General features: G+C 68.7%; 22 protein-coding genes. 15 read left to right on the forward strand and 7 right to left on the reverse strand.

Annotation, left to right across the window (positions count from 1 at the left end; all coding sequences use genetic code 11):
- The first annotated feature begins 168 nt into the window (after positions 1 to 168).
- From CTB96_RS08875 to CTB96_RS08900, 6 genes are all read left to right on the forward strand, one after another.
- Complete coding sequence (locus tag CTB96_RS08875; RefSeq protein ID WP_110126564.1) at positions 169 to 1,269, forward strand: BMP family lipoprotein; 1,101 nt, start codon at positions 169 to 171, stop codon at positions 1,267 to 1,269.
- Positions 1,270 to 1,426: 157 nt separating this feature from the next.
- The gene (locus tag CTB96_RS08880) at positions 1,427 to 2,944 is read left to right on the forward strand and encodes an ABC transporter ATP-binding protein (protein WP_110126565.1); all 1,518 of its coding nucleotides are present in this window, start codon (positions 1,427 to 1,429) and stop codon (positions 2,942 to 2,944) included.
- Entirely contained in the window at positions 2,941 to 4,209 is a 1,269-nt protein-coding gene (locus CTB96_RS08885; RefSeq protein ID WP_110126566.1) for an ABC transporter permease, read from the forward strand. Before CTB96_RS08880 ends, CTB96_RS08885 begins: the two co-directional genes overlap by 4 nt.
- Positions 4,206 to 5,504 (forward strand): ABC transporter permease, encoded by a 1,299-nt coding sequence (locus tag CTB96_RS08890; RefSeq protein WP_110126567.1) that lies wholly within the window; start codon positions 4,206 to 4,208, stop codon positions 5,502 to 5,504. Before CTB96_RS08885 ends, CTB96_RS08890 begins: the two co-directional genes overlap by 4 nt.
- Positions 5,501 to 5,932, forward strand: a complete 432-nt coding sequence (locus CTB96_RS08895; protein WP_282433126.1) for a cytidine deaminase — start codon at positions 5,501 to 5,503, stop codon at positions 5,930 to 5,932. The genes CTB96_RS08890 and CTB96_RS08895 overlap by 4 nt, the downstream gene beginning before the upstream one ends.
- Positions 5,932 to 7,248: a thymidine phosphorylase gene (locus CTB96_RS08900; protein WP_110126568.1), complete on the forward strand. Its 1,317-nt coding sequence runs from the start codon at positions 5,932 to 5,934 to the stop codon at positions 7,246 to 7,248. The genes CTB96_RS08895 and CTB96_RS08900 overlap by 1 nt, the downstream gene beginning before the upstream one ends.
- A 180-nt stretch (positions 7,249 to 7,428) precedes the next feature.
- On the opposite strand, the gene CTB96_RS08905 is transcribed toward CTB96_RS08900, so the two are convergent.
- Complete coding sequence (locus CTB96_RS08905; RefSeq protein WP_110126569.1) at positions 7,429 to 8,346, reverse strand: hypothetical protein; 918 nt, start codon at positions 8,344 to 8,346, stop codon at positions 7,429 to 7,431.
- Between the two features lie 279 nt (positions 8,347 to 8,625).
- On the opposite strand from CTB96_RS08905, the gene CTB96_RS08910 reads away from it, so the two are divergent.
- The 3 genes from CTB96_RS08910 to CTB96_RS08920 are packed head-to-tail and all read left to right on the forward strand — an operon-like array spanning position 8,626 to position 10,501.
- Positions 8,626 to 9,720, forward strand: coding sequence for an adenosine deaminase (locus CTB96_RS08910; protein WP_110126570.1), 1,095 nt, complete (start codon positions 8,626 to 8,628; stop codon positions 9,718 to 9,720).
- 29 nt (positions 9,721 to 9,749) lie between these two features.
- Entirely contained in the window at positions 9,750 to 10,232 is a 483-nt protein-coding gene (locus tag CTB96_RS08915; protein ID WP_110126571.1) for a PTS sugar transporter subunit IIA, read from the forward strand.
- Entirely contained in the window at positions 10,229 to 10,501 is a 273-nt protein-coding gene (locus CTB96_RS08920) for a PTS sugar transporter subunit IIB (RefSeq protein WP_110126572.1), read from the forward strand. The genes CTB96_RS08915 and CTB96_RS08920 overlap by 4 nt, the downstream gene beginning before the upstream one ends.
- Positions 10,502 to 10,553: 52 nt before the next feature.
- On the opposite strand, the gene CTB96_RS08925 is transcribed toward CTB96_RS08920, so the two are convergent.
- Complete coding sequence (locus tag CTB96_RS08925; protein WP_110126642.1) at positions 10,554 to 12,275, reverse strand: phospho-sugar mutase; 1,722 nt, start codon at positions 12,273 to 12,275, stop codon at positions 10,554 to 10,556.
- A 155-nt stretch (positions 12,276 to 12,430) separates the two neighbouring features.
- On the reverse strand, positions 12,431 to 13,264 hold the full coding sequence (locus CTB96_RS08930) for a purine-nucleoside phosphorylase (RefSeq protein ID WP_110126573.1): 834 nt from the start codon (positions 13,262 to 13,264) through the stop codon (positions 12,431 to 12,433).
- A 70-nt stretch (positions 13,265 to 13,334) separates the two neighbouring features.
- Between CTB96_RS08930 and CTB96_RS08935 the strand changes: the two genes are divergently transcribed.
- A complete protein-coding gene (locus CTB96_RS08935) occupies positions 13,335 to 14,774 on the forward strand; it encodes an NAD(P)H-quinone dehydrogenase (protein WP_110126574.1) in 1,440 nt (479 codons plus the stop codon).
- A gap of 116 nt (positions 14,775 to 14,890) precedes the next feature.
- Here CTB96_RS08935 and CTB96_RS08940 read toward each other — a convergent pair whose 3' ends face one another.
- Both CTB96_RS08940 and CTB96_RS08945 read right to left on the reverse strand, forming a co-directional pair.
- Complete coding sequence (locus CTB96_RS08940; protein ID WP_110126575.1) at positions 14,891 to 16,654, reverse strand: acetyl/propionyl/methylcrotonyl-CoA carboxylase subunit alpha; 1,764 nt, start codon at positions 16,652 to 16,654, stop codon at positions 14,891 to 14,893.
- A 112-nt stretch (positions 16,655 to 16,766) separates the two neighbouring features.
- Complete coding sequence (locus CTB96_RS08945) at positions 16,767 to 17,423, reverse strand: Maf family protein (protein WP_110126576.1); 657 nt, start codon at positions 17,421 to 17,423, stop codon at positions 16,767 to 16,769.
- A gap of 45 nt (positions 17,424 to 17,468) precedes the next feature.
- Between CTB96_RS08945 and CTB96_RS08950 the strand changes: the two genes are divergently transcribed.
- From CTB96_RS08950 to CTB96_RS08965, 4 genes are read left to right on the forward strand one after another with little or no spacing between them, the layout of a single operon-like run.
- Entirely contained in the window at positions 17,469 to 18,782 is a 1,314-nt protein-coding gene (locus CTB96_RS08950) for a class I SAM-dependent RNA methyltransferase (protein ID WP_110126577.1), read from the forward strand.
- 44 nt (positions 18,783 to 18,826) lie between these two features.
- Entirely contained in the window at positions 18,827 to 19,525 is a 699-nt protein-coding gene (locus CTB96_RS08955) for a response regulator transcription factor (protein WP_248283295.1), read from the forward strand.
- A 19-nt stretch (positions 19,526 to 19,544) separates the two neighbouring features.
- Positions 19,545 to 20,819 (forward strand): sensor histidine kinase, encoded by a 1,275-nt coding sequence (locus tag CTB96_RS08960; protein WP_110126579.1) that lies wholly within the window; start codon positions 19,545 to 19,547, stop codon positions 20,817 to 20,819.
- On the forward strand, positions 20,816 to 21,877 hold the full coding sequence (locus CTB96_RS08965) for a hypothetical protein (RefSeq protein ID WP_110126580.1): 1,062 nt from the start codon (positions 20,816 to 20,818) through the stop codon (positions 21,875 to 21,877). Before CTB96_RS08960 ends, CTB96_RS08965 begins: the two co-directional genes overlap by 4 nt.
- 321 nt (positions 21,878 to 22,198) lie before the next feature.
- Here the strand turns inward: CTB96_RS08965 and CTB96_RS08970 are convergent, their stop codons facing one another.
- Together CTB96_RS08970 and CTB96_RS08975 are read right to left on the reverse strand one after the other, a co-directional pair.
- Entirely contained in the window at positions 22,199 to 22,441 is a 243-nt protein-coding gene (locus CTB96_RS08970; RefSeq protein WP_110126581.1) for an acyl-CoA carboxylase subunit epsilon, read from the reverse strand.
- Positions 22,442 to 22,452: 11 nt separating this feature from the next.
- Positions 22,453 to 24,051, reverse strand: coding sequence for an acyl-CoA carboxylase subunit beta (locus tag CTB96_RS08975; protein WP_110126643.1), 1,599 nt, complete (start codon positions 24,049 to 24,051; stop codon positions 22,453 to 22,455).
- 174 nt (positions 24,052 to 24,225) lie between these two features.
- On the opposite strand from CTB96_RS08975, the gene CTB96_RS08980 reads away from it, so the two are divergent.
- Positions 24,226 to 25,065 (forward strand): biotin--[acetyl-CoA-carboxylase] ligase, encoded by an 840-nt coding sequence (locus CTB96_RS08980; RefSeq protein ID WP_110126582.1) that lies wholly within the window; start codon positions 24,226 to 24,228, stop codon positions 25,063 to 25,065.
- Positions 25,066 to 25,090 lie beyond the last annotated feature (25 nt).

The following is a 25,090-nucleotide window of genomic DNA, read 5'->3' on the forward strand; positions in this document are numbered from 1 at the left end:
GCCCCGGTAGATGACCGTTTGTGTCGGCATGATTTCGAGAATGTCGCGGCTTGATAACCTTTTGGCTACAGTGTCGCTTTGCTCATCTGAGCAGGGATGTTCTGGGTAACGTGTACTCCATATACCAGCCCGTGCGATTCCACGCCGGGCCTCATCTGGAGGTCAATCTTGACAATCACGACCCGCAAGGCAACGCTCGGCGGCCTTGCCTCTCTCGGCGTTCTCGCTCTGCTCGCGGCGTGTGCGCCGGCCCCCACCGACGAGGGTTCGAGCGATGGCGCAGCCGCAGACTTCCTGCCCTGCATCGTGTCCGACTTCGGCGGCTTCGACGACAAGTCGTTCAACCAGTCCAGCTTCGATGGCATCTCCAACGCGGCAGACGAGCTGGGTGTTGAGTTCAAGCAGGCAGAGTCCACCTCTGAGGACCAGTACGCCGGCAACGTGACCAGCATGGTCGACCAGGGCTGCAACTTCATCCTCACCGTCGGTTTCGCCCTGGCCAACGCCACCCGCGACGCCGCCCAGGACAACACCGATGTCGAGTTCGCGATCATTGACTCCGCCCTCTCCAACGACGACTTCAGCCCGCTGACGCTCGACAACGTGAAGCCGGTCCTCTACGACACCGCGCAGGCCGCCTTCCTGGCCGGCTACCTCGCCGCAGGCACCACCAAGACCGGCATCGTCGGCACCTTCGGTGGCATGCAGTACCCGTCCGTCACCATCTTCATGGACGGCTTCGCCGACGGCATCGACTACTACAACGAGGCCAAGGGCACCGACGTCCAGCTCTCCGGCTGGGACAAGGCCACCCAGGCCGGCGTCTTCGCCGGTGGCTTCGATGACATCAGCGCTGGCAAGACCCTCAGCCAGGGCCTGATCGACGCTGGCGCCGACATCATCCTCCCGGTCGCCGGACCGCTCTTCCAGGGCACCGCGCAGGCCATCACCGAGTCGGGCAAGGACGTCGCCATCGTCGGCGTCGACAGCGACCTGTTCGAGACCACGCCGGAGTTCAGCGCGCTGTACCTCACCTCGATCATGAAGTCGATGACCGACGCCACCGACACCATCATCACCGACGCGGCCGGCGGGGACTTCTCCTCCGACCCGTACGTGGGCACGCTCGAGAACGAAGGCGTTGGCCTGGCCCCGCTGCACGACTGGGAGTCCAAGGTTGACCCGGCCCTCGTCACCGAGGTCGACGACCTCAAGGCGCAGATCATCAGCGGCGACATCGTCGTGACCAGCGACGCAACGCCCAAGTAGTTCGACAGTTCCACCGGCACTACCGTTTAGCACGACCGCCCGTCAGGGCACCGGGGAGGCCAGCGTTCCGCTGGTCTCCCCGTTTTGTTGCGTGACCTACCGGGCCAGGGCGATCCCCACCGCCCGCGCGGGCCGCACCTCAATAGAATCGAAGACTATGAAGCTCGAACTTCGCGGCATTACGAAGAGATTCGGTGCCCTGGTTGCCAATGACGACATCAACCTCACCATCGAGGAGGGCGAAATCCACGCCCTGCTCGGCGAGAACGGAGCCGGTAAGTCAACGTTGATGAACGTGCTCTACGGCCTGTACCGCGCCGAAGAGGGCGAGATCCTGCTGGACGACGTCGCGCAGCACTTCGCCGGCCCCGGCGACGCCATGGCCGCCGGCATCGGCATGGTGCACCAGCACTTCATGCTCATCCCCGTGTTCACCGTCGCCGAGAACGTGATGCTCGGCCACGAGCAGACCAAGGCGGGCGGCCGGCTCGACCTCGCCGCCGCCCGCACCCGGGTACGGGAGATCTCCGATCGGTTCGGGTTCAACGTTGATCCCGATGCCCTCGTCGAGAACCTTCCCGTGGGCGTGCAGCAGCGGGTCGAGATCATCAAGGCCCTCTCCCGCGACGCGAAGGTGCTCGTCTTCGACGAGCCCACCGCCGTGCTCACCCCGCAGGAGACGGATGAGCTGATGAACATCATGCGCCAGCTCAAGGCCGCGGGCACCTCCATCGTGTTCATCACCCACAAGCTGCGCGAAGTGCGCGAGGTCGCCGACCGCATCACCGTCATCCGCCTGGGCAAGGTCGTCGGCACCGCCTCACCGACCGCGAGCAACGAAGAGCTCGCCACCCTGATGGTCGGCCGCGCCGTCGACCTCACTGTCGACAAGGCGCCGGCCACCCCCGGCGCCCCGGCGCTGGTTGTGACGGGCCTCACCGTGATCGACCCGCTCGGCCAGATCTTGGTCAACGACGTCAGCTTCGACGTCAAGGTGGGCGAGATCCTCGCCATCGCCGGTGTGCAGGGCAACGGTCAGACCGAACTCACCGAAGCGCTGATGGGCCTCCAGCCCCGCGTCGTCGGCGAGATCACGCTGGACGGCAAATCGCTGCGCGGTCACTCCGTGCGCCAGGTGCTTGACGCCGGTGTCGGGTTCGTGCCGGAAGACCGCACCAGGGACGGCCTGGTCGGCGGCTTCACCATCGCCGAGAACCTGATGCTCGACCGGTCGAACAAACTGCCGTTCGTCAAGCGGTTCAACCTGCAGCTGGCCTACCTGGCCGACTTCGCCCGCAGCAAGGTGAAGGAATTCGACGTGCGGTCCCAGGGCATCGACACCCCCGTCGGCCGGCTCTCCGGCGGAAACCAGCAGAAGGTCGTGCTCGCCCGCGAACTCAGCCGCGACCTGCGCCTGTTCGTCGCGGCGCAGCCCACCCGCGGCCTGGACGTCGGCTCGATCGAATTCGTGCACGAGCAGATCGTCGCCACGCGCGATGCCGGCACCCCCGTGATCGTGATCTCCACCGAACTCGACGAAGTCGCCGCCCTCGCCGACCGCATCATGGTGATGTACAGCGGCCGCATCGTCGGCATCGTTCCCGGCGACACCCCCCGATCCGTTCTGGGTCTGATGATGGCGGGCGAAGTCCCCGCAGAAGGAGCCGCAGCATGAGTGCCGCGCAGCAGCCCACCACGACCCCGGCGGCACCCACCCCGGCTGGCCCGGACGAACCGTCCCGCTGGCACAACGTCTTCCGCGAGATCACCACCGGCAACGCGATCATCTCGGTGCTCGCCGTGGTGCTGGCCCTGCTGGTGGGCGCGGTGATGATCGCGTTCACCAACGACACCGTGCAGGAAACCGCCGGGTACTTCTTCTCCCGCCCCGGCGACCTGCTCAACGCGGTCTGGGACGCCGTGTCCGGCGCCTACTCGGCCCTGTTCCAGGGGTCCGTGTACAACTTCCGCCGGCCCAGCTTCGCCGACGGCATCAAGCCGCTCACCGAAACCCTCACCTACGCCACCCCGCTGATCGCGGCCGGCCTCGGTGTCGCGCTCGGCTTCCGCGTCGGCCTGTTCAACATCGGCGGCCGCGGCCAGATGCTCATCGCCGCCACCCTCGGCGGCTGGGTCGCCTTCGCCGTCGAACTGCCCGCAGGCATCCACATGGTGGCCGCTCTGGTCGCCGGTGTCATCGGCGGCGCCCTCTGGGGCGGCCTGGTCGGCCTGCTCAAGGCCCGCACCGGCGCGCACGAGGTGATCACCACGATCATGCTCAACTACGTGGCCTTCTACCTGGTCAGCTTCCTGCTGCGGGACGGGTTCCTCAAGACGCCCGGCTCGAACAACCCAAAGAGCCCGGCCACGAAGGAGACCGCGGTCTTCTTCGACCTGCTCGGCCCGAACTACAACCTGCACTTCGGCTTCATCCTGGTGATCGCCGCCACCGTCTTCACCTGGTGGCTGCTGGGCCGTTCCAACCTCGGCTTCAAGTTCCGCGCCGTCGGTGAGAACCCCAACGCCGCCCGCGTGGCCGGCATCAGCGTGTCGCGCATGTACATCTACGCGATGCTGCTCTCGGGCGGGCTGGTCGGCCTGGCCGGCATCAACCAGGTGCTCGGCACCACCACCAGCGGCTTCGGTGCCGGCATCGACTCCGGCATCGGGTTCGACGCGATCACCGTGGCGCTGCTCGGCCGGTCCAAACCCTGGGGCGTCTTCGCCGCCGGCATCCTGTTCGGCGCGTTCAAGGCCGGCAGCTTCTCGATGCAGGCCGCCGAGGGTGTGCCCATCGATATCGTGCTCGTGGTGCAGTCGCTGATCGTGCTCTTCATCGCCGCGCCACCGTTGGTGCGCGCGATCTTCCGTCTACCCGCGCCCGGGGCTCCCCGGCGCAGACCCGTTCCGAACGTGACCCAGGAGGTGGCGGCGAAATGAGCACGATCGCTCCCGTGAACCAGCCCACCCAGCCCGTCGAACCCGGTGACGGCCCGGCCACCACCGTGATCAAGAGCTGGAAGGTGCCGATCGTGCTCGGCGTCTTCACCGTGCTCGGCTTCCTGCTGCTCGTGGTCTTCGGCCGTTCCGGCACCAGCACCATGGTGCTGTCCACCTCGAGTGACCTGATCCAGCTGCCCGACGTGTTGCTGCCCACCCGCGAGACCGGCATCGTCGTCAGCGTGCTGATGCTCGCCATCACCGGCGTCAGCATCTGGATGGTGCAGACGCACCGCAAGACGCCGCTCTGGCTGATCTCGGTGTTCGCCCTGCTCCTGCTCATCGGCTTCCTGGCCTGGGCGTCAGCGGATGCCCGCATCCCGGTTCCCGGCCTGCTGTTCGGCTCACTGAGCCTGGCCGTACCGCTGATCTTCGGCGCGCTCGGCGGTGTCATCTCCGAGCGGGTCGGTGTGGTCAACGTGGCGATCGAGGGTCAGCTGCTCGCCGGGGCGTTCACCTCGGCGATCGTGGCCTCCGTCACCCAGCAGCCGCTGCTCGGCCTGGTCGCCGCCATGATCGCCGGCACGCTCGTCTCATTCGTGCTCGCCGCGTTCGCGATCAAGTACTTCGTCGACCAGGTCATCGTCGGTGTGGTGCTCAACGTGCTCGTCACCGGCCTCACCGGGTTCCTCTTCTCCCAGGTGCTCGCCCCCAACGCGGCGCTGCTCAACCAGCCGCCCAAGTTCGAGCGCATCAACATCCCCCTGCTCAGTGAGATCCCCATCATCGGGCCGGTGTTCTTCCGGCAGACGCTGATCGTGTACATCATGTACATCGCCGTCGCCGCGGTCTACTACGGCATCTTCCACACCCGGTGGGGCCTTCGCCTCCGCTCGGTGGGCGAGCACCCGCAGGCAGCGGACACCGTTGGCATCAACGTGAACGGCACCCGGTTCTGGAACGTATCGCTCGCCGGCGCCGTCGCCGGCCTCGGTGGCGCGTACTTCACCCTCGGGTCGGTGGGCGCGTTCGGCAAGGAGATGACCGCCGGCGCCGGGTTCATCGCCCTCGCCGCCGTGATCTTCGGCCGCTGGGACCCGATCCGGGCCACCCTCGCCGCCCTGCTGTTCGGCTTCGCCAGCAACCTGCAGAACGTGCTCAGCATCATCGGTTCGCCGGTGCCGAGCGAGTTCATGCTCATGCTGCCCTACCTGGTCACCATCTTCGCCGTGGCGGGCCTGGTGGGCCAGTCCAGGGGCCCGGCGGCATCCGGCAAACCGTATCTGAAATCGTGAGCGACGTGACAGACCCGGCAACGCCCGCCATCGACTGGGAGGCCCTGCGCACCGCGGCGGCCGAAGCGATGACGCACGCCTACGTGCCGTATTCGAAGTTCCCCGTCGGCGCCGCCGCCTTGGTCTCCGACGGCCGGGTGATCAGCGGCTGCAACGTGGAGAACGCGTCGTACGGCCTCACCCTCTGCGCCGAGTGCGCGCTGGTGTCGGTGCTGCACCTCACCGGCGGTGGCCAGCTCGTGGCGTTCAGCTGCGTTGACGGCAACGGCAACACCCTGATGCCGTGCGGTCGCTGCCGCCAGCTGCTCTACGAACACTCAGCACCAGGCATGCTGCTCGAGACCGTCTCGGGCGTCCGCACCATCGACGAAGTTCTGCCGGATGCCTTCGGGCCCCGCCAACTCGCCGCCTACCGGGAAGAAAACTGATGAGCTCCACCCCAGCCCGCACCATCGAGGCGTTCGACGCCGTCGACCTGATCCACGCGAAGCGTGACCACAGCGAACTTTCCACGCCGCAGATCGACTGGTTGATCGACGCGTACACCCGCGGTTATGTGGGCGACGAGCAGATGGCCGCCATGACCATGGCGATCTTCCTCAACGGCATGTCCCGCCGGGAGATCCGCGACATGACGATGGCCATGATCAACTCCGGCGAGCGGATGAGCTTCGAGGGGCTGGGCAAGCCCACCACCGACAAGCACTCCACCGGCGGAGTCGGCGACAAGATCACCCTGCCGTTGATGCCCCTCGTGGCGGTTTTCGGTGCCGCGGTGCCGCAGCTCTCCGGCCGTGGCCTCGGCCACACCGGCGGCACCCTCGACAAGCTCGAGTCCATCCCGGGCTGGCGCGCCAACCTCAGCAACGAGGAGATGTTCGCCCAGCTGCAGGATGTCGGCGGCGTGATCTGCGCCGCGGGCAGCGGTCTGGCCCCCGCCGACGGCAAGCTCTACGCCCTGCGCGACATCACCGGCACCGTCGAGGCGATCCCGCTGATCGCCTCGTCGATCATGTCGAAGAAGATCGCCGAGGGTACCAGCGCCCTGGTGCTCGACGTCAAGTTCGGTTCCGGCGCCTTTTTGAAAGACATCGAGCGCTCCCGCGAACTGGCCCGCACCATGGTCGCGCTCGGTGAGGACGCCGGAGTGGCGACATCCGCTCTGCTCACCAACATGAACGTGCCGCTCGGACTGGCCATCGGCAACGCCAACGAGGTGCGCGAATCGCTCGAGGTACTCGCCGGCGGCGGCCCCGCCGACGTGGTGGAGCTCACCGTGGCCCTCGCCCGCGAGATGCTGACCCTGGCCGGCATCGTCGACGTCGACGTGGAGGCCGCCCTGAAGGATGGCCGCGCGATGGACAAGTGGAACGCGGTCATCCGCGCCCAGGGCGGAGACCCGACCGCGGTGATGCCCGTGGCGAAGGAGACCCACACCGTGCTCGCCGACCGCGACGGCGTGCTCGTCGATCAGCAGGCGCTGCCGTTCGGCATCGGTGCCTGGCGCCTCGGCGCTGGCCGCGCCCGCAAGCAGGACCCGGTGCAGCACGCTGCGGGCATCGACCTGCACGCCAAGCCCGGCGACACCGTGCGCCGCGGCGAGCCCCTCTTCACTCTCAGCGCCGACGAGCCGGAGCGCTTCGCCCGGGCCCTCGAGGCCGTCGAAGGCGCCTGGCGCATCGGCGACCCGGGTGAACCCATCCTCGACGGCGGCCCCCTGATCGCCGAGCGCATCGGCAACTAGCGTTCCCACCGCACGCCGGCTTCGCCGACTTGCCGCAAAAACCCCCTTCACGCGCGCTGACGGGGTTTTTGGCGTAAGTCGCGATGGGCGCATCTGTCGACTTGCCGCAAAGGCCCCCATCACGCGCGCTGACGGGGGTTTTTGGCGTAAGTCGACGCATAGGTGCGGGGCCCTGTCGGGTCACTTCGGCCGGGTGTGGGGGCGCCAGCCGCGCGAACGCAGCGCCTGATCGACCCGGGAGACCACGTCGGCGTCCGGCGTCGCCTTGGTCACCCTGATGACACGCCAGTCCTCAGCCATCACCCCGTCGAGCCGATCCACATCGCGGGCGAACTGGGCGTCATCAGTGCGGTGCTGCTCCCCGTCGTACTCCACCAGGGTGCGGTACCGGAGGTAGACCAGATCTCCACGTACGCGGCGGCGCTGATGGCGCAGCGGGAGGTACACGTTGGTTTGCGGTTCGGGCAGGCCCGCCCGCACGAGCAGCAGCCGGAGGCGGGTCTCCTGGCGCGACTCGACGCGGGGCCGCACCCACTCCAGCGCCTGGCGTAGCCGACGGATACCGCGCTGGCCGGCCCGCTGGGCCACCACTGACGCGAGTTCTTCGGCCGTGTACGGAGGATCCAGCACCCCGAGGAGATGGTCCCCGAGCGCAATAAGGTCGTCCAGGCCCACGATGGCTGCCAGGTCGCACCAGGTGGTCAGGGGGTTCTGCACGGTGAGCCCGCCGACTATCCACAGCTCGGGTCGGCTGATCACCGTGTGCCCGGCGATCCCGGCGCCCTGCGGTGCCCGGTCAGGCGCGACTGCGCTCACATGCAGACGGAGGTCGCGGGTGACGTAGCGCGGCAGGGGCATCCCGAGCAGTTGGGCCGCCGTCACCTGGCTGAAGTAGTGGCCGGTCGGCATCACCGCCGCATACGCCCTGGCCCGGTTGGATACCTCGCGCGGCGTGCCGGCTGCGACCCTGACGCCATGGAACGGTGCTTCCAGATCGTTCGCAGACAGGCGCTTGGGTGTGACGCCGGCCAGTCGGGCCTGGGCAACGGTGAACCCGTCGGGCGGAAGGCTGCGGGGGAGCTCCGTTCGCTTGTGCATCCGCCCAAACTGTCAGCTCTGCGCGCTGCACGTCGGAGTTATCCACCACTGCCACCAACACGACTTGCCGCACATTTGCCCTGCGCGCGACGCTCAAGGGAACTTTTGCCCGAAGTCGAAGACGGGCCTGACGCCGACTTGCCGCAAAGTTGCCCGTCAGTGGAACTGATGGGGTGTTTTGCCCGAAGTCGAGACCCGGGCGGATGTGGCGGCGACGGAACGCTCCGAGCAGGGGAGCGATAGATTGAGTAAGTGAATACCAGCTCAGAGGAATACCTGATGCCCGGCAGCGGCATCAGCATCGACGCCCTGCCCAAGGTCTCCCTGCACGACCACCTCGACGGCGGGCTGCGACCGGCCACGATCCTCGAGCTGGCCGAGACCATCGGCCTCGAGCTGCCCGCCGCCACCGAGGAGGGCTTGGCTGCGTGGTTCGCCCGCGAAGCCAACTCCGGCAACCTGGTGGACTACATCAAGACCTTCGAAATCACCGTCGGCGTCATGCAGACCCACGACGGCCTCGCGCGCGTGGCCCAGGAGTTCGTCGAAGACCTGGCCCTCGACGGCATCATCTACGGTGAAGTGCGCTGGGCGCCCGAGCAGCACCTCACCGCCGGCCTCAGCCTCGACCAGGCCGTCGACGCCGTGCAGGAGGGCATCGAAGCCGGCATCGCCCGGGTCGCCCAGGCCGGCATGACGATCAAGATCGGCCAGCTGATCACCGCGATGCGGCACACCGACCGGAGCCTTGAGGTCGCCGAACTCGCCGTGCGCCACCGCGACCTCGGCGTGGTCGGCTTCGACATCGCCGGTGCAGAGCTCGGCTACCCGGCCGGCGCGCACACCGCCGCCTTCGACTACCTGGCCCAGAACCTCTTCCCCGTCACCGTGCACGCCGGCGAGGCCGACGGCCTCGACAGCATCCGTGGCGCGCTCTTCGCCGGCCGCGCCCTGCGTCTGGGCCACGGCGTTCGCCTGGCCGAAGACATCGAGATCGGCCGAGAAGACCAGGACAACACCTACGTCACCCTCGGCCCGCTCGCCCAGTGGGTGCGCGACCGGGAGATCCCGCTCGAGCTCAGCCCGTCGTCCAACCTGCAGACCGGAGCTATCGCCGCCTGGGGCAGCGACCTGCTCGACCACCCGTTCGACCTGCTCTACCAGCTCGGCTTCCGGGTCACCGTCAATACCGACAATCGCCTGATGAGCGCCACCTCGCTCAGCCGGGAGCTGGCCCTGCTGACGGATGCCTTCGGCTACGACCTCGACGACCTCGAGGCCCTGCAGCTCAACGCCGCGTCGGCGGCATTCCTGCCCCTCGAAGAGCGCGAAGAACTCGCCGACGCCATCGTCGCCGGCTTCGCCGACGCCTAGGCCGACCACCTCCAACCCTGAAAGCAGCCATGTCGCTTCCCCCGCTTCCCCTCGACGCCATCGACGTCGGCCTGCACGTACCCGACTGGCGCGCCGCCGTCGGAGCCGCCGGAGCCGCCCTGGAGCGCAGTGGCTCCACCGGTCCCGGCTACACCGAGCGGATGGTGGGCGTGATCGAAGAATTCGGCGCCTACGTGGTGATCGCCCCCGGCCTGGCCCTCGCGCACGCGCGGCCCGGCCCCGACGTGCTCACCGAAGGGCTGAGCGTCGTGACGCTCGCCGAACCGGTGGTCTTCGGGCATCCGCACAACGATCCCGTCAACGTGATCCTCGGCCTGGCCGTGACCACCGGCGACGAGCACGTGCACTTCGTGGCCGAGCTCGCCAACGTGTTCAACGATTCGAGCATCATCCCGGCGCTGGCAGCGGCCCCGGACGCAGCTACCGTGCGCTCACTTCTGGGCATCACGGCACCATCCGGCCCCGAGGCCACCAATGAGGAGTCGAAATGAAGATCGTCGCACTGTGCGGGGTGGGAATCGGCACATCCGCCATTCTCAAGGTCAACGCGGAACGCGCGCTCGAGCGGCTGGACATCGAGGCTGATGTCACCGCCGCCGACATCGCCAGCGTCAAGCTGGCCGCCGCCGACGCGCAGGTCATCCTCACCTCGTCGGAGCTGGTGCCGTCGATCGGCAAGACCAACGCCGACGTCATCATCATCGACAACTTCTTCGACCTCGACGAGCTCACCGCCAAGCTCGAGGAAGCGCTCGGCTAACAGTTAAACCAGAACGCACGGATGCCCCGGCCGGGACATCCGTGCGTGTTCATCAGCCGATCAGCGCGCGCATGCCCCGGTCGAGGTCGGCGAGGGCGGCAGAGGCGGTCTCCGTGCGCTCGGCGAGGGTGCCGACGGCGCTGGACGTGTCGAGGTAGACCTTGAGCTTGGGCTCGGTGCCGCTGGGCCGCACCATCACCCGGGAGCCGTCGGTGAGTACGATGCGCAGCACGTCGCTCGGCGGCAGGCCGTTGAAGCCCCCGCTGAGGTCGTCGATGTGGTCGACCCGGCTGCTGCCGATCAGCGCCGGCGGGCTCTCCCGCAGGCGGGCCATCACCCGGTCGATTTCGCCGAGGTCGGTGACCCGCACCGAGATCTGGCCGGAAGCGAAGTAGCCGAACTTCTCCGCGAACGCATCCAGGTGCTCGGCCAGCGTCGACCCGGCGGCCTTGAGCTCACTCGCCAGCGAGAGCAGTGCGACGGCGGCCGAGATGCCGTCCTTGTCGCGCACGGTGCCGGGGTTGACGAGGTAGCCCAGGGCCTCTTCGAACCCGAAGATGATGCCCGGCGCGCGGGAGACCCACTTGAACCCGGTGAGGGTGTCGGCGAAGTCCAGCCCGTATTCGTCGGCGACGGCCTTGAGCGCGGGGGAGGAGACGATAGAGCAGGCCAGGGTTCCGTTCGCGCCGCCGTCGCCGGGAGCCTGGGCGGCGATCTCTGCCGCACGCCAGCCGAGGATGTTGCCCACCTCGTTGCCGCTCAGCCGGCGGTAGCCTTCCGCGGCCGCGGCGTCGGGGATGGCGATGGCGAGCCGGTCGGCATCCGGGTCGTTGGCGATGATCAGCTCGGCCCCCGCCTCGCGGGCGGTCTGGTAGGCCAGGTCCATGGCGCCGGGCTCTTCTGGGTTGGGGAAGGCGACGGTGGGGAACGCCGAATCGGGCGCGATCTGCGCGTCGACGAGGGTGGGCAGGTCGAACCCGGCGGCGTCGAGCACCCGCCGGGTGGTGTCCCAGCCCACGCCGTGTAGCGCGGTGTACACGGTGTTGACCTGTGCGGTCGGGGCCGGCGCCAGTGCGGCGGTGGCGTCGACGTAGGCCTGCACCACCGACTCCGGCGCGGTCTCGTACGCGGCGCGCGGCAGGTCGGGTACGAGCTGGGTGTCGGCCACCCGCTGGATCTGCCGGGCGATGGCGACGTCGTCGGGGGAGACGATCTGCGAGCCGTCGTTGGCGTCGCCGAGGTAGACCTTGTAGCCATTGTCGTTCGGCGGGTTGTGCGAGGCGGTGACCATGACGCCGGCGCTGGCCGCCAGGTGCCGTACCGCAAAGGCAAGCACGGGGGTGGGCAGCAGGCGGGGCAGCAGGATCGCGCGGATGCCGGCGCCAGCCATGATCGACGCGGTGTCGGTGGCGAAGACGTGCGAGTTGCGGCGGCCGTCGTAGCCGATCACCACGGAGGGGATGCCGCCGGGGCGCACCTGGTCGACCTGCTCGAGCAGGTAGGCGGCGAGGCCGGCCGCAGCCTGGGAGACGAGCACCCGGTTCATGCGGTTGGAGCCGGCCGCGATCTCGCCGCGGAGGCCGGCGGTGCCGAAGGCGAGCCGCTCGTCGAACCGGGCGTGCAGCGCGGCGACGCCGGCGGGGTCGCGGTCTTCGGCCTGCTGCAGGAGCACCCGGAGTTCGGCGCGGGTCTCCGGGTCGGGGTCCTGGGCCAGCCAGGCGGTGGCGGTGGTGATCAGGGCGCTGACCGGGTCGACGGCCGTGGTGTCGAGCACGGCGGTCGCGGCGGGCACCTCGGTGTCGACGGTGTCGAGCACCGCGGTCTTGGGTTCGCGCTCGTCGCCGACCGCGGCATCCGGAGTGGGCTCGGCGGCGTGGGCGCCACGCGGGCGGGTGGGCTCCGGTTCGACCGGGGTGCCGTCGTTGAGGCTCACAGTGCGGCCACGATCCGGGCGAGAAGGGCGCTGATGGCCGCTTCGGCCTGCTGGCCGGCCTCGAGCACCTCGCCGTGGCTGAGCGGTGTCTTCTGGATGCCGGCGGCCAGGTTGGTGATCAGCGACATGCCGAGAATCTCCATGCCGGCCTGACGGGCGGCGATGGCCTCCAGGGCGGTGGACATGCCCACGATGTGGCCGCCGATGGCCTTGGCCATCTGCACCTCGGCAGGGGTCTCGTAGTGCGGACCGCGGAACTGGCAGTAGACGCCTTCGTCAAGGCTGGAGTCGATGCCGCGGGCCAGGTCACGCAAGCGCTGCGAGTACAGGTCGGTGAGGTCGATGAAGGTGGCGCCCTCGAGGGGAGAATCGGCGGTGAGGTTGATGTGGTCGCTGATCAGCACCGGGGTGCCGGGCTTCCAGGTCTCGCGGATGCCGCCGGCCCCGTTGGTGAGGATCATGGTCGTGGCCCCGGTGGCGGCGGCGGTGCGCACGCTGTGCACCACGCGGCGCACGCCGTGTCCTTCGTAGTAGTGGGTGCGGGCGCCGATCACGAGGGCGCGCTTGCCGCTGGGCAGCAGCACCGAGCGCAGGGTGCCGGCGTGGCCCGCCAGTGCCGGTGCGCTGAAGCCGGTGATCTCCTGCGCGGGGATCGTGTGGGTGGTCTCGCCGATCAGGTCGGCGGCCTTGCCCCAGCCGCTGCCCAGGGTGAGGGCGACGTCGTGGTGGTCCACACCCGTGGCTGCGGCGATCTCCTGGGCCGCGAGCTTCGCCACCTCAAACGGGTCGGTTTCGGGCGCGTCAAGAGGATTGATCTCGGTCGTGAGCATCCTCCTACTCTAAACGCCCCGGGGTGCCCGTGGTTTGGCTAAGGAGGTGAGGGAACGACAGAATAAGTGAATGCCTTATGAGTTTGAACGCAAACAGCGCATTGCCATCATCGGCGGCGGCCCCGGTGGTTACGAGGCGGCTCTGGCCGGAGCGCAGCAGGGCGCTGAAGTCACCCTGATCGAACGAGTCGGTGTCGGCGGAGCCGCTGTGCTCACCGACGTCGTTCCGTCGAAGTCTCTGATCAGCACCGCCGAGGCGTCGAACTCCATTCGCGAAGCCACCGACCTGGGTGTGCAGTTCTTCGTGCGTGACGGCTCCGGCAAGCCGCACCACCCCGAGGTGGCCATCAACCTGGCCGCGGTGAACAAGCGTCTCCTGGCGCTCGCCCGGCAGCAGTCCGAGGACCTGCGCACCGCACTGGTCACCGCCGGCGTGAAGATGCTCAGCGGCCACGGCCGGCTGGACGGCCGCGACGCCGTGGTCGTCTCCACCGGCGATGACGGCTCCGGCACCGACTTCGACCGCATCGACGCCGACACCATCGTGCTGTCGGTTGGCGCGAGCCCGCGCGTGCTGCCGTCGATGATGCCCGACGGTGAACGCATCCTCACCTGGACCCAGCTCTACAACCTCAAGTCGGTGCCCAAGCACCTGATCGTGGTCGGTTCCGGCGTCACCGGCGCCGAGTTCGCCTCCGCCTACCGGGCGCTCGGTGCCGAGGTCACCCTCATCTCCAGCCGCGACCAGGTGCTGCCCGGCGAAGACGTCGACGCCGCCGCGGTGATCGAGAACGTGTTCAAGCGCAACGGAATGGTGGTGCTGAGCAAGTCTCGCGCCGCATCCGTCGAACGCACCGCCACCGGCGTGCTGGCCACCCTCGCCGACGGCCGCACGGTGGAGGGCAGCCACTGCCTGATCGCCGTCGGCGCCGTGCCCAACACCACCGGCCTGGGCCTGGAGGAAGCGGGCGTGCAGCTGGACGAGACCGGCCACATCCGGGTGAACCGGGTGGCGCGCACGTCGATCCCCAACATCTACGCGGCCGGCGACTGCACCACCGAGATGCCGCTGGCCTCTGTCGCCTCGATGATGGGCCGCACCGCGGTCTACCACGCCATGGGCGACGCCGTGAATCCGATCGAGATCCGCAACGTGGCCGCCAACATCTTCACCCAGCCGGAGATCGCCACCGTCGGTTGGACCCAGAAGGAGATCGAAGAGGGCGTGCGCCGGGGCGAGGTCTACAAGATGCCGCTGGAGTCCAACCCGCGGGCGAAGATGATGGGCATCAAGGACGGCTTCGTCAAGCTCATCGCCTCCCGCGGCACCGGCACCGTCATCGGCGGCGTCATCGTGGGCCCCAAGGCCAGCGAGCTGATCTTCCCGCTCACCCTCGCGGTGGAGCACGGCCTCACCGTCGACCAGGTCGCCGAGGCCTTCACTGTCTACCCGTCGCTGACCGGCTCCATCACGGATGCCGCCCGCGCGATGCACAAGGTGCACTACTGACCCGCATCCGCTGACCCGCGCGCCCTGGAGAGCTAACTGTTGCCCGTGCGGAATTCTGCGCCCGGTGTGCCAGCCGCAGAAGTCCGGTTCGGGAACAGTTGGCGAGCCGCGGGTGGCTAGCTGACGGTGAGGAGCAGGTGACCGGACGAGACGGTGGAGCCGACGTCGGCGCCGATCGCGCCGATCACGCCGTCCTTGTGGGCGGTGAGGGGCTGTTCCATCTTCATGGCCTCGAGCACCAGCAGCAGGTCGCCCTTGACGACGGTGTCGCCCTCGGCCACGAGGATCTTGACGATGGTGGCCTGCATCGGCGCCTTGACGGCGTCCCCGGTGGCGGAGGCCACGGAGTGCACGGCGGTGCGGCGGCGGGGAGCCGGGCCGGCCGTCTTCTCGGTGCCGGTGCCGGGCAGCAGTCGGCTGGGCAGGCTCACCTCGATGCGGCGGCCGTCCACCTCGACGACCACGCTGTGCCGGTCGGCGGCGCGCGGACGGTCCTCGACCGTGCCGCTCCACGGGGCGATGGTGTTCTCGAACTCGGTCTCGATCCAGCGGGTGTAGATCGAGAACGGGGCACCGTCTGCGGGGGCGAAGGCGGGGTCGCGCACGATCGCGCGATGGAACGGCAGCACGGTGGGCAGGCCGGCCACCTCGAACTCGTCCAGGGCGCGGCGGGCGCGTTCGAGGGCCTGCTCGCGGGTGGCGCCGGTGACGATCAGCTTGGCCAGCAGGGAGTCGAACGAGCCGGAGATCTCATCACCGGACTGCACGCCGCTGTCCACGCGCACGCCGACACCGCCGGCGGCTTTGAACACGTGCACGGGGCCGGGCGCGGGCATGAAACCGCGGCCGGCGTCTTCGCCGTTGATGCGGAACTCGAAGGAGTGGCCGACGGCGATGGGGTCGTCGTAGTCGAGCACGCCGCCCTCGGCGAGGCGGAACTGCTCGCGCACCAGGTCGATGCCGGTGACCTCTTCGGAGACCGGGTGCTCCACCTGCAGGCGGGTGTTCACCTCGAGGAAGGAAACCGTGCCGTCCTGGCCGATCAGGAACTCGCAGGTGCCGGCGCCGACGTAGCCGACCTCCTTGAGGATCGCCTTCGACGCCCGGTACAGCTCGGTCGTCTGCGCCTCGGACAGGAACGGTGCCGGAGCCTCTTCGACGAGCTTCTGGTGGCGGCGCTGCAGCGAGCAGTCGCGGGTGGAGACGACGACGACGTTGCCGTGCGCATCCGCCAGGCACTGGGTTTCGACGTGGCGGGGCTTGTCGAGGTATTTCTCCACGAAGCACTCGCCGCGGCCGAACGCCGTGACGGCCTCGCGCACGGCGGAGTCGAACAGCTCTGGAACTTCTTCGCGGGTGCGGGCCACCTTGAGGCCGCGTCCGCCGCCGCCGAAGGCCGCCTTGATGGCGACGGGCAGACCGTGCTGGTCGACGAAGGCGAGCACCTCGCTGGCGTCGGCGACGGGGTTGAGGGTGCCCGGCGCCATCGGTGCGTGCACCTTCTCGGCGATGTGCCGCGCCGACACCTTGTCGCCGAGCTGTTCGATCGCGGTCGGCGACGGGCCGATCCAGATCAGGCCGGCATCGATCACGGCCTGCGCGAAGGCGGCGTTCTCGGCCAGGAAGCCGTAGCCGGGGTGTACGGCGTCGGCGCCGGAGCGGCGGGCGATGGAGAGGATCTTCTCGATCACCAGGTAGGTCTCGGCGCTCGTGGTGCCGTCCAGCCCGTAGGCCTCGTCAGCGAGCCTGGAGTGCAGGGCGTCCCGGTCCTGGTCGGCGTACACGGCGACCGACAGGATGCCGCTGTCCTTCGCTGCTCTGATCACTCTGACGGCGATCTCGCCCCGATTAGCGATGAGGACCTTAGTTATACGCGACATAGGTACTGAGCCTATTGGTCGGCACCGTCGCCTTTTTGGTTCTTTCCCACAAAAACCACTTCAAGAACAGTGCGGATGGCTACAAGCGCCTCTCGGTGGCCCTGAATTCTGCTCAGATCGCGCCGGGCCGATTCCACAGGCTCGGCCAGTCATAGCCCAGCGTGCGCACCAATCTGCGCAGTGTCGGCAGTGACAGCCCCACCACCGTGGACGGGTCGCCGTCGATCCGGCTGATGTACGGCGCGCCGAGACTGTCGATGGTGAAAGCACCCGCGACATAGAGCGGTTCTCCCGTTGCGATGTAGGCGTCGAGCTCGGCATCCGGCATGTCGTCGGCGAACGTCACCGACGCCTGCGCGACGGCGCCGACGGCCCGGCCCGGCCGCCCACCCGTGTGTTCGATCAGCCAGTGGCCGGAATACAACACGCCGGTGCGGCCGCGCTGCGCCAGCCAGCGCTCCTTCGCCTTCGCCGGGGTGTGCGGCTTGCCGTAGATCACGTCGTCGAGCACGAAGACCGAGTCGCCGCCGAGCACGAGCCCGTCGATGGCCGGCCCGTCGGTCGAGCCTGCGGCGACCACGGCCTCGGCCTTCGCCCTGGCCAACAGCTCCACCAGCTGTACCGGCGCGAGGGGAGCGCCCGCGCGCGCCGCACCCGCGGCCGCGGCCGCATCCTCGTCGACGTCGGGGGAGACCGTCACCGGCTCGATGCCGGTCTGGCGCAGCAGCGCGAGGCGGGCGGGGGAAGTGGAGGCGAGGTAGAGGCGCATGGGACCCTTCGTGCGTGCCGGGAGGCGATGTGGGATGCTCAATGGATGGGCACCAACACTAATCGTCAGCCGAGTTCGAGCATTCCCGAAGGCGAGATCGGCACTGAGCTTGAGCTCGACGTCACCAACGTAGCCCACGGCGGCATCTTCGTTGCCCGGCACGAGGGCCGGGTGGTGTTCGTGAGCGACACCATGCCCGGCGAGCGGGTGCGCGTGCGGCTGACTGACGCCAACAAGAAGAGCTTCTGGCGCGCGGAGACCGTCGAGGTCCTCGAGGCCGCCCCCGAACGCCAGCCGCACATCTGGGCCGCCGCGGCTCTCGACCGTGACCCGGCCGACCGCGCCGGCGGCGCCGAGTTCGGCCACATCGAGCTCGGCCACCAGCGCGAACTCAAGCGTCAGGTTCTCACCGACGCCCTGCACCGCATGGCCGGCATCGACTCCGACGTCGCCGTCGAGGCTGTTCCGGTGGCGGCGGATGCGTCCCCCGGCGACGCCATGGACGGCACCGGCTGGCGCACCAGGGTGCGCCTGCACGTCACCGAGAGCGGCATTGTGGGCCCGTACGCGGCCCGGTCGCACCGGGTGATCCCCGTCGACGATCTGCCCCTGGCGGTGCACGCGCTGGAGATGGCCGCGCCGTTGGACCGCCTCTTCGCCGGCGCCGCATCCGTCGACGTCATCGCCCCCAGCACCGGAGACGTGCAGATCCTCGTCGCCGAACAGGACGACAAGGGCCGTCGGCGCCGCACCGCGCCCAAGCCGATCACCGAGCTCGTCGGCGACCGCGAGTTCCGGCTCGACGCCGCCGGGTTCTGGCAGGTACACGCCCGCGCCGCCGAAACCCTCTTCGCCGCCGTTCAGGAGGCCATCGACCCCGACCGGTTCGACCCCAAGGCCGCCAACCTCGACCTCTACGGCGGGGTGGGCCTGCTCGCCGCGGCCGTCGGCGAGAAGTTCGGCCCCGACGTGCGCATCACGTCGGTGGAGAGCGACGCCCAGGCCACCGGGTTCGCCGCCGAGAACCTCGCCGAATGGGTCGGTGCCAGCGCCCACACCGACAGGGTCGACAGGTTCCTGGCCGGTCTCACCCGCGATGCGACCGCCGCCGACCGGGGTCGTCAGCAGGCTGCAACGGTGATCCTCGACCCGCCCCGCTCCGGCGCCGGCGCCGACGTTGTCGACAAGCTGGCCCTCCTGGGTCCCGCCCAGGTGGTCTATGTGGCCTGCGATCCGATCGCCCTCGCCCGCGACGTCGCCCTGTTCGCGGGGCACGGTTACACGTTGTCCACCCTGCGGGCGTTCGACTTGTTCCCGAATACCCACCACATCGAGGCCATCGCCCTACTCACCAAATAGCTAGTCTTAGCCCAGACACCGAATAACGACAGATGGATGCAATCGTGACCGAGCTTGCTGCAGCGCCCGACGTGGTCGACCACCCCGTTCGCGTCGGAATCGCCGACGACCACGAGTCGGTCCGGCTCGGCATCAAGGCGGCCTGCGAGAACGCCGGGTTCAACGTGATCTTCGCCGCGGCCACGGTGCGTGAGCTCGTTGACGGCATCGGTGGGCGTGAAGTGGATGTGATCGTGCTCGACCTGTCGCTCGGCGACGGCTCCCTGGTCACCGACAATGTGCACCTGGCCCGCAGCACCGGCGCTTCGGTGCTCGTGCACAGCATCGCCGACCGAGTCGCCCTGGTTCGCGAGGCCCTCGCGGCCGGCGCGGCCGGCGTCATCCCCAAGTCGTCTCCGACCACCACCGTGATGGCCGCCGTTGCCTCCGTCGCCCGTGGTGACGTGCTGAACAACCTCGAGTGGGCCACGGCGATCGACGCCGACCGAGACTTCGCCAAGGCCCAGCTCGGCCGCCGCGAACGCGATGTGCTGCACCTGTACGCGTCCGGCCTGCCGTTGAAGATGGTCGCGATGCAGCTGGGCATCGCCCACTCCACCGCGAGGGAGTACCTCGACCGCATCCGGGTGAAGTACGTGGAAGTGGGTCGCCCCGCCCCCACCAAGGTCGACCTGCTCCGGCGCGCCGTCGAAGATGGCATCCTGCCTGGGCTCGACCCGGATGGCGGGGATGGTCGCGGCTAGACCTGCGGAGGCCGCGCCGATGCGGTCCTTCAGGTTGTCCCCATCCAGGGTTGCCCCTGACCAGCTCGGCGCTGACCTGCTCAACGAGTCGCGCCAGCCCCGCAAACCGATCAGCCGGGCCCAGATCGAACGGGTCGTGTCCCGCGCGGTCGGCGGTGTCGGCCTGATCTTCGCCCTGCAGACCTATCCGGCCATGCTCGACCAGCTGGACAGTCTGAGGCCCGGTATCGGGATCGCCCTGACCGTCGCGATTTTCGGCGGGCTCGGCATCGCGATCATCGCCACCCTGGTGAAGCGTTTCATCATCTTCACCAGCGGGATGTTCGCGGTGCTCTACCTGGTTGCGCTGATCGCCTGGCCCGCACTGCTGAACACGCCGGATGGCGTGCTCGACGGCAAGCCGTGGCTCTGGTACCTCTGTACCGTCGCCACGTCCTGCGCGGCCGTCTCGTTCCCGTTGTGGTGGGCGATGACCTACACACTGCTGGCGCCGATCACCTACGGCATCGTGCGGGTGCTGCCCGCCGGCGGCGGAGCAGACCCGATGCTCGGCGCCCTCGACGCGTTCTACGCCATCCTGCTGGGCCAGGTGGTGCTCATCATCATCACCATGCTGCGGCAGGCCACCGCCGCCGTGGACACAGCGCAGACCAACGCCCTGCACACCTACTCCGCCGCGGTGCGCCAGCACGCCACCGAGGTCGAGCGGGTGCAGGTCGATGCCATCGTGCACGACAGCGTGCTCGCCGCCCTGCTCTCGGCTGCCGCCGCAAGCACTCCGAAAGCGTCGGAACTCGCCGCCGGCATGGCCAGGGATGCCATCACCCAGCTCAACGAGGCGGGTTCCATTCCGGCCAACGACGAGAACATGGTGCCGTTCGCGACGCTGAAAGACCGCATCCGCGCCATGGCCGATCGGTTCGACGAGCCGATCGAGTTCATCGACTGTGAGGCCGAGAATCTCAGTCTTCCGGCGCACGCCAGTGAGGCGCTCTACTCCGCCAGTGCGCAGGCCATCGTCAACAGCATCCAGCACGCCGGTGCGCCGGGAGAACGTGTCGCCAGAAGCGTTCGGATGAATTCGAATCTGCTCGGTGGCTGCACCATCGAGATCGCCGACTCCGGCGTCGGGTTCGACCCGTCCGCTGTGCCCAGCGAACGCCTCGGCCTGCGCATTTCCATCCGGGAACGAGTGGCGACGGCCGGCGGTGTGGTGCATGTGCAGAGCGGCATCGGCCGGGGCACCTCGATCCTGATCGAGTGGCCTCTGGGTGACGGCGGGAACGACGAATGATCACCGTTCCCCGCGGCCTGGTGCTCTCGCTCGCCGCGCTGTTCTCCAGTTATCACGTGATCTTGGCGTTGTACTCCTTGGATGCGCCGACCTCACCGGTGCCGCCCCTGATCGCAATCGTGCTCTACGCGGTCGCCACGGCGATGAGCCTGTGGCCCACCAGCCCCGCCCGGATGTCGCTGTGGCTGGGTTTCTTCAATGTGGCCGTGTGTATCGCCGTGCCGTTGCTCGTGGGCAGCCAGCTGGATGGTTCGGTCAGCGACAACGGCTACGCCACCTGGTACGTCGCCGCGGTAGGTACCCTGATGACCATCACAGCCACCCGCAGGCGCGCGACCCTGGCCTGGGCGGGGGTCGGCTTCCTCTTCGCCCACACGATCGTCTGGGCGGGCCCAGGCGCTCTCGCGTCGATGGGTGTGATCGGCAGCATGGTGTGGGTGCTCGTGGCCGTCATGCTGTCCAGGTCGCTGGCCAAGGCCGGCCGGGACGCTCGGCAGTACGGCCTCGCCGAACGTGAGGCGACCGAGTGGCAGGCTGCGCAGGAGGCGCACCTCTATGAGCGGCAGGTGCGCCTGGCCCAGACCATCCGCCTGGCGGCGCCGATGCTGCGGCGCATCATCCAGGAGGGCGGCAGCCTGAGCGAGGCGCAGCGCCAGGAATGCCGCTACCTCGAGGGCGCCATCCGGGACGAGATCCGCGGACGCAAGTTGCTCAACGACGCTGTTCGCCGCGAGGTCATGTCGGCCAGGCGCCGTGGTGCGATCGTGACCCTGCTCGACGAGGGGGGCATCGACGACCTGGATGGTGCCGACCTCGAGGTCGTGCTCAACACGCTGGCCGATGCGATGGCCGCCACCACGGCCGCGACGATCATCGCCCGCACCGCGGCCGACGGCTCCGGCACCGCAGTGACCGTTGTGGGCATCAACAGTCCGGACCCGCGGTTGAGCGCGCTCGGCCAGGATTCCCCCGACGAAGAAGTCGACCTGTGGCTGGAGATCCCGCGCGCCAGTCACGCCCTCGGCGAGACCGTGGGCCGGGCCACGCGCCGGCACTGAGCTGCGTCCGGCCAACCCGCAGGTTCTCGCCCGAACACTGACGAGCTCCGGAACACGGACGAGCCGTGGCGGGTGTCCGGGAGGGTCTATCCTCAACCGGACATGCGAAAGGGGACCAACCCTGAGGCGGTCCCCTTCCGACATTCCGTGTCGGGGCGACAACCCGAATGTCGCCCTGACGCGCCCCCAACACATTCGCCTGCTTACCCTAGTCGGCGAATGATTGGTGGTGTTTACCCGAAGGCAACACCCAGCAATAACTATGATGGTGCCCCGGCGTGACACTGGAAAGTCGTCATTTAGGGGGACAGTGGGAACCGGCTAGACGCCGAAGCCGCGCCAGCGTCCCTCGCCACGGGCCAAGGCGGTGCGCAACGGCCGCTGGCTGTCCTGCCAGGCCGTTTTGGCACCGTGCGGAGTGGCGGCGTGCAGGGTGTCGGATTCGGCGCGCAGCAGCGCCCTGAGCACCGCCGTCACCGCGGCCGCCTCCTGGTCGGTCACCCCGCTGGTGACGAAGGTTAGGTCGGCCGGGTCGAAGCTGTTCTGGGTCTCTGGACTGGTCATGGCGTGCCGCCCTAGAGCGGGATGTTCCCGTGCTTCTTCGCCGGCAGACTGGCCCGCTTGGTGCGCAGCGCCCGCAGCGCCTTCACGACCGACACCCGCGTTGCCGCGGGTTCGATGACCCCGTCGAGCTCGCCGCGCTCGGCGGCGAGGAACGGGCTTGCCACGTTGTAGGTGTACTCGTTCGCCAGTCGGCTGCGCACGGCCGCGACATCCTCGCCGCCGTCCTCGGCCTTCTTGATCTCGGCCCGGTAGAGGATGTTCACGGCGCCCTGGCCGCCCATCACGGCGATCTCGGCGGTCGGCCAGGCCAGGTTGATGTCGGCGCCGAGCTGCTTGGAGCCCATCACGATGTACGCGCCGCCGTAGGCCTTGCGCAGGATCACGGTGATCAGCGGAACGGTGGCCTCGGCGTACGCGTAGAGCAGCTTCGCGCCGCGGCGGATGATGCCGGTCCACTCCTGGTCGGTGCCGGGCAGGAAGCCGGGCACGTCGACCAGGGTGAGGATCGGGATCGAGAACGCATCGCAGAACCGCACGAACCGGGCGGCCTTCTCGCCGGCCGGGATGTTGAGGGTTCCGGCCATCGCGTTGGGCTGGTTGGCGACGATACCGACGCTGCGGCCCTCGATGCGGGCGAAGCCCACGACGATGTTCGGCGCGAACAGCGGCTGGGTCTCGAGGAAGTCGCCGTGGTCGACGATGTGCTCGATCACGGTCTTCACGTCGTACGGCTGGTTGGGCGAATCCGGGATCAGCGTGTTGAGCTTGAGGTCGGCATCCGTGGTCTCGAGTTCGACCTCGCTGTCGAAGACGGGCAGCTCGGCAAGGTTGTTGTCTGGCAGGAAGCCCAGCAGGGTGCGCGCGTAGTCGAGCGCGTCGGATTCGTCGCTGGCCAGGTAGTGCGCCACGCCGGAGACCGAGTTGTGCGTGAGCGCACCGCCGAGCTCCTCCATGCCCACGTCTTCGCCGGTGACGGTCTTGATCACGTCGGGGCCGGTGACGAACATCTGGCTGGTCTTGTCGACCATGATCACGAAGTCGGTCAGGGCGGGGGAGTACACCGCGCCGCCGGCCGCGGGGCCGCAGATGATCGAGATCTGCGGGATGACCCCGGATGCCGCGGTGTTGCGGCGGAAGATCTCGCCGTACTTGCCCAGCGCCACGACACCCTCCTGGATGCGCGCTCCGCCGGAGTCGAGGATGCCGATGATCGGTACGCCGGTCTTGAGGGCCAGGTCCATCACCTTGATGATCTTCTCGCCGGCGACCTCGCCGAGCGACCCGCCGAAGATGGTGAAGTCCTGGGAGTACACGGCCACCTGGCGGCCGTGGATGGTGCCGGTGCCGGTGACGACGGAGTCGCCGTACGGGCGCTTCTTCTCCATGCCGAACGCCACGGTGCGGTGCCGCACGAACTCGTCGAGTTCCACGAACGAGCCCTCGTCGAGCAGCTCGGCCACCCGCTCCCGGGCGGTCATCTTGCCCTTGGCGTGCTGCTTCTCAATCGCAGCCTCACCACTGGCCGTGACGGCCTCGTGGTAGCGCAGTTTGAGGTCGGCGAGCTTGCCCGCCGTTGTGTACAGGTCAGGTCCGGTCGAGTTCTCAGTCACGCCGTTCACTCTACCGGCCCCGCCTCACCGGCCCCCAGAGTCCAACGGCCTCAGCCGGCCGCCCGTAGCTACTGCAATTCCGCGCTCGGCCGGCCGGAATCCCCGGTCGGCTCCCAAACTGGGCAGAATTGCAGGAGTTATGAATCCCGGTCGGGGTGAGAAGAGGCGTGAGTGATGGAGTTTCCGAGCAGCCGCGGCATCGGGGCACGGTTTGAGTACCTGGCAGAGGCCGGGTCGACCAACGACGTGTTGGTGACCCGCGCGACCGGTCCGGATGCCTCCGGCTGGCCGGACCTGTCGGTGATCGTGACCGACAACCAGACCAGCGGCCGTGGCCGGCTCGGCCGTAGCTGGTCGGCCCCCAGCGGCAAGGCGTTGGCGATCTCGGTGTTGCTGCGGCCGCGCCTGGCCGACGGTGCCTTGCCGGCCAACCGGTTCGGCTGGATCCCGTTGCTGGCCGGCGCCGCCATGACCCGGGCCGTGCGCTCTGTCGTTGCCGCGGCGACGCCGCCCACGACGGCGGGGGAGGACGAGGCACCCCGGCACGAGGTCACCCTGAAATGGCCCAACGACGTGTTGATCGACGGGTACAAGGTCTCCGGCATCCTCACCGAGCTTCTGCCCGACCTGAGCGGGGTGTGCGTCGGTGCCGGTCTCAACCTCGCCCTTGACGAACACGACCTGCCCACCCTCACCTCCACCTCGCTGCTGCTGGTGACCGGGGTGGCGCCCGACCCCGATGCCGTCCTCGCCGCTTACCTGACCGAACTGCGCGACCTCACCGGCGTGTTCCTCGCTGCCGGCGCCGATCCGGTCGCCAGCGGGTTGCACGCCGAGGTCAGCGCGCTCTGCGGCACCCTGGGTGCCCCGGTGAGGGTGGAACTGCCCGGCGGCCACGACCTGGTCGGCACCGCGGTGGCCCTGGATGCAGACGGCCGACTGATCGTCGAGGACCAGGCGACGGGGGAGCCCACCGCCGTCGCCGCGGGCGACGTCACCCACCTGCGGTACTGACCGGCCGACGGCCGACGCAACTGAT

The organism is Cryobacterium arcticum (assembly GCF_003185895.1).
GTDB lineage: Bacteria > Actinomycetota > Actinomycetes > Actinomycetales > Microbacteriaceae > Cryobacterium > Cryobacterium arcticum.